This window comes from Variovorax sp. 01T439_2 (genome assembly GCF_056398445.1).
This window is the reverse complement of sequence record NZ_JBFTPJ010000703.1, coordinates 1-4378: the sequence shown is the minus strand read 5'-3', so window position 1 is coordinate 4378 and position 4378 is coordinate 1. Positions and strand designations below refer to the sequence as shown.

5 protein-coding genes are annotated in these 4378 nt (G+C 69.1%); 2 read left to right on the top strand and 3 right to left on the bottom strand.

All coding sequences use genetic code 11. The annotated features are described in order from the left end of the window. The 3 genes from AC1DOC_RS26250 to AC1DOC_RS26240 all read right to left on the bottom strand — a co-directional run. Positions 1-555: aconitase X (locus tag AC1DOC_RS26250; protein WP_478130799.1), on the bottom strand; the 555-nt coding region annotated here is incomplete at its 3' end. 42 nt (positions 556-597) lie between these two features. Then, positions 598-1272 carry an IclR family transcriptional regulator gene (locus AC1DOC_RS26245; protein ID WP_478130798.1) on the bottom strand — a complete coding sequence of 225 codons (675 nt, stop codon included), beginning with the start codon at positions 1270-1272 and terminating at the stop codon, positions 598-600. Positions 1273-1323: 51 nt separating this feature from the next. Further along, positions 1324-2775, bottom strand: coding sequence for an FAD-dependent oxidoreductase (locus AC1DOC_RS26240; RefSeq protein ID WP_478130797.1), 1452 nt, complete (start codon positions 2773-2775; stop codon positions 1324-1326). Between the two features lie 165 nt (positions 2776-2940). Between AC1DOC_RS26240 and AC1DOC_RS26235 the strand changes: the two genes are divergently transcribed. Then, a complete protein-coding gene (locus tag AC1DOC_RS26235; RefSeq protein WP_278874037.1) occupies positions 2941-3939 on the top strand; it encodes a Bug family tripartite tricarboxylate transporter substrate binding protein in 999 nt (332 codons plus the stop codon). Next, positions 3936-4378: Bug family tripartite tricarboxylate transporter substrate binding protein (locus tag AC1DOC_RS26230; protein WP_478130796.1), on the top strand; the 443-nt coding region annotated here is incomplete at its 3' end. The genes AC1DOC_RS26235 and AC1DOC_RS26230, both read left to right, overlap by 4 nt.

Sequence of the window (4378 nt, the reverse complement as noted above, 5' to 3'; positions counted from 1 at the left end):
CGGAATGCGGCCCGTGAGCATGGCGGCGCCGGTGCTCTCGCGGCCTTCGGTGTTGGTGCGCGCACCGAGCACCGAGTTGCAATACACCACCGCCGACGATTCCATCCACGCGCAGTGCTCGCCGCGCGTCGGGATGTTGCCGACCTGGTAGGGCGTGCAGGTGTTCATGATCTGCGCACCCAGGCCCGCCGCATGGCGCTCGCTCTTGTTGTAGAACTGCACGATCTCCTCGCTCACGCCCATGCGCTCGGGCTGGCCAGGATCGAAGCCCAGCTGCAGGTGGCTCGTGAAGACCTTGAACTTCGGGATCTCGACGGTCTCCTGGCTGTCGAGGCTGAACTCGGAGAACACCGCGTCCATGCCGCCGCCCTTGGCCAGCGCGAAGTCGCGCTGGAACGGCGTGGTCGAGGTGATGGTGGCGCAGACGTTGCGCGTCTCCACCAGCCGCTCGGCGCCGAGCGCTTCGCCGTAGCGCATCAGGAGGTCCATCGCCTTCTGCACGGCCGGTCCGTCGCGGCCGTCCATCATGGCTTTTTCTTCATCGCTCAGGTGCATGGCCCTGTGTCTCCGTTTTGATGTGTCGTGGGGTGGCCGGGGCTAGCCCGGCAAGGGCGTGGGCACATGCCCGCCGATGTCGCGCGCGATGGTGAGTGCGATGTCGTGCAGGCGCGGTGCCAGTTCATTGCGCAGGCGCTCCTCGGTGAACACGAAGGCCGCGCCGCCGCCGTTGAGCGCCATCACTTCGCCATCGGGCCCGATGAGCGGCACCGACACCGAGTTGATCTCGCGGTGGAACTCGCCGAGCGAAAGGCAGTAGCCCAGCCGCCGGGCTTCGCCGATGGCGCGCGTCATGCCGGGCGCGATGCTGTCCCACTCGGGGCCGCGCAAGAGGCGCATCGAATCGACCAGCTGGTTGCGCTGCGCCTCGGGCAGCGCCGAAAGATAGGCGCGGCCCAGGGCCGAGTTGGCCAGCGGCGCGCGCGAGCCTACGTCGAGCCGCGCCGACAGCATCGACGAGCGCGGCCGGCAGGCCTCGATCAGCACCATCTCCATGCCGTCGCGTATCGCGAGGTAGACCGAGGCGCCCACCTCCTCGGCCATCGCCTGCATGCTGGGCCGCGCGGCGGCGCGCACGTCGAGGCTGCCGAGAAACACGCGCGACAGCGACACCACGCCCGGCCCGAGCATGAAGCGGTCGGCCACCTGCGCGGCCTTGAGCATGCCCAGCGAGAGCAGCGTGGCGACGAGCCTATTGACGGTCGGCCTTTGCAAGACTCTGCAATGTAGAGGCTGGCGAAAGCGTGTCGGCCGGGTTCATGCGATTCAGATCCCGGCTTCGGCCGCGTCCCGCGCCTGCGCGCCCTGCCCGGCGCCGGCGCGCAGGTACACGCCCTGCGCGAGCAGCGCCGACTGCAGCGCACCCACGTCGACGAAGCGCGGTTCGATGCCGCCCCGCGACGCCAGCGCCGCCGCCACGCCCGCGGCCTGGCCGGTGATCCAGCACTGCGGAATCTCGCGCATGAAGCCATGCGAGTTGCGGTCGCACGAGATGTGGCGCCCGCAGGCCAGCAGGCCGTCGAGCTGCTGCGGCACCAGCGCACCGTAGGGAATGGAGATGTTCGGAAACTTGGGCGACACCGCGGGCGTCACGCCCACCTCGTCGGCCAGCGCCACGCCGTCGGGCCACTGGCTGCGCAGCACCGCGCCCACGCCGCTCAAGCGCCGCGCATGGCGCACGCCGATCTGCGGCGCGCTCAGCATCAGGTAGGCCTCCTCGAAGCCCGGCRCATGCGCCTTGAAGTAGTCCAGGTGCGCGGCCATTGCGCGGTGCGAGCGCACCTCCACGGCCGTGAGGTCGTCCACGTCGAGCGCGGAATAGCCCGACTGCCGCGGCCCCATGAACAGCGCCACGTCGTTGCGCCACGAGACGAAGGGCCGCTCGAACAGGCCGCACACTTCGCGCCCGCGCGCCATGAAGGCGCTGAACGCCTCGGGCTGGCCGGCCTTGAATTCGATCCAGCGGTTCATGTCGACGCCGCCGAACAGCCACGAGGTGTTCATGCAGTGGTGCACGTCGGCCTCCTCGATGTCGTTCACGAAAGCCGCGCCGGCGCGCGCGAACAGGTCGCCGTCGCCGGTGGCGTCGACCACCACGTCGGCCATGATCGCCAAGCGGCCTTCCTTGCTCTCGAACACCACGCCCTTCACCGCGCCGTCCTGCACGATGGGAATCGCGGCCCACGAGTGATAGATGAGCTTGACCYTGCGCTCCAGCACGATCTCCTGCGACAGCAGCTTGAGCCGCTCCGGGTCGATGGTGGGCGACCACGTGACCACGCCGTGGTAGGCGGCCGTGCGCTGCGACCAGTGGGCGGCCTTGGCCGCGTCCTGCGAGCCCCAGTCCTCGCGCGCCGGGCCGGCAATGGCATCGGCCGGCAGGCGGTCGAACAGCTCTTCGGCAAAGCCGCGGATCACCAGCTGGCCTTCCCAGTCGGTCATGCGGTCGATCCAGATCACGAGGCCGCCGGTGGAAAGCCCGCCCAGGTGGTTGTAGCGCTCGAGCAGCGCCACGTCGGCGCCGGCGCGCGCGGCGGCTGCGGCGGCCGCGGTGCCCGACGGCCCGCCGCCCACCACCAGCACGCCGCAGCGGTGGTAGACCGGAATGTCCTTGCCGGGCTCGGCCCAGGTGCCGTGGTCAGGCCGCTTGACGCGGCTGTCGCGGTCGAAGATGTCGGAGCTGAGGATGCGCTCGTCGGTGCGGACGACAGTTTTCATGGATGAATGTCTTGGATGGGCTGTTGCGTCGTATTTTGATTTCAATGTTCATTTTGTCAAACACAAAAGCCTGAAAAAGGCATTTCTTCGGGGTATTCCCTAGTCGATATGGATTTTTATGGTTTTCTAAACCAATATAAGAAGAACATTCCAACGGAGACATCGATGAAGAAACCCTGCGGCACCCGCCGCGCATTCGGCGCGGCGCTCGGCGCGGCGGCCCTGCTGGGCGTGGCGCCCCTGGCGCTGGCGCAAGACTTTCCCGTGCGCGGCGGCAAGCCGATCCGCATCGTGGTGGGCTTCACGGCCGGCGGCGGCACCGATGCGCAGGCGCGCATCGTGGCGCAGAAGCTCGGCGAGGTGCTGGGCACCGGCGTGATCGTCGACAACAAGCCCGGCGCCAGCACCATGCTGGCCGCGAGCGAGGTGGCGCGCGCGCTGCCGGACGGCTACACCCTGCTCTACGCGCCCTCTTCGACCATGGCGCAGAACCCGCACACCTTCTCGCAGGTGCCCTACGACCCGTTCAAGGACTTCACCGCCATCTCGATGGGCGGTCGCGGGCCGCTGGTGCTGTCGGTGAGCACCACCGTGCCGGCCCGCAACGTGAAGGAGCTCATCGCCTACGTGAAGGCGAATCCCGGCAAGGTGAGCTATGCCTCCTTCGGCGCGGGCACCTCGTCGCACATCTACGGCGAGGCCTTCGTGAAGAAGGCCGGCCTCGACGCGGTGCACATTCCCTACAAGGGCGGCTCGGACGCGGCCAAGGACCTGATCGGTGGCCGCGTGCAGTACATGTTCGATTCAGCCTCCTCGGCCATCATCACCTCGGGCACCGGCAAGGTGAAGATCCTTGCGATTGCCGCGAACGAGCGCATTGCCGCGCTGCCCGAGGTGCCGACCTTCGCCGAGCAGGGCCTGCCGGGCCTCGACCTGCCGAGCTGGCTCGGCTTCTACGGGCCGGCCCACATGCCCGCGCCGGTGGTCGCGAAGCTCAACGCGGCGCTCGCGCAGGTGCTGGCGATGCCGCAGGTGCGCGAGTTCTACCGCAGCGGCGGCTACGAGGCCGGGGCCAGCACGCCCGAGGAGTTTGCGGGCGTCACGCGCTCGACCTATGAGCGCTGGGGCGCGATGGTGCAGCAGGTCGGGCTGGCGAAGCAATGAACGCCTGGCCGCACTCCTTCATCGGTCGCCGGCGCGTTGCCGCATGGCTGGTGTTCGCGCTCGGCGCGGCCGCGCTGCCGTGCGCCGCGCTTGCGGCCGAGCCCGCGCCCTTCCCCGAGAAAGGCCGCAGCATCCGCATCGTGCTCGGCCTCGCGGCGGGCGGCGCCTCGGATGCGCAGGCGCGCTTCGTCGCCAACAAGCTCGGCGAGGTGCTGCAGACGCCGGTCATCGTGGAGAACCGGCCCGGTGCGAGCTTCATCCTGGCCACCGAGGAAGTGATTCGCGCCGCGCCCGACGGCTACACGATGATGTACGCGCCCTCTTCCGTGGTGGCGCAGAACCCGCAGACGCTGGCGCAGGTGCGCTACGACCCCTTCAAGGACCTGACGCCCATCTCGCTCGGCGCGCGCGGGCCGCTGGTGCTCACGGTGCATGCGAG

Coding starts and splice junctions, on each gene's coding strand:
- AC1DOC_RS26235 (WP_278874037.1), top strand. CDS start 2,941: ATGAAGAAACCCTGCGGCACCCGCCGCGCATTCGGCGCGGCGCTCGGC.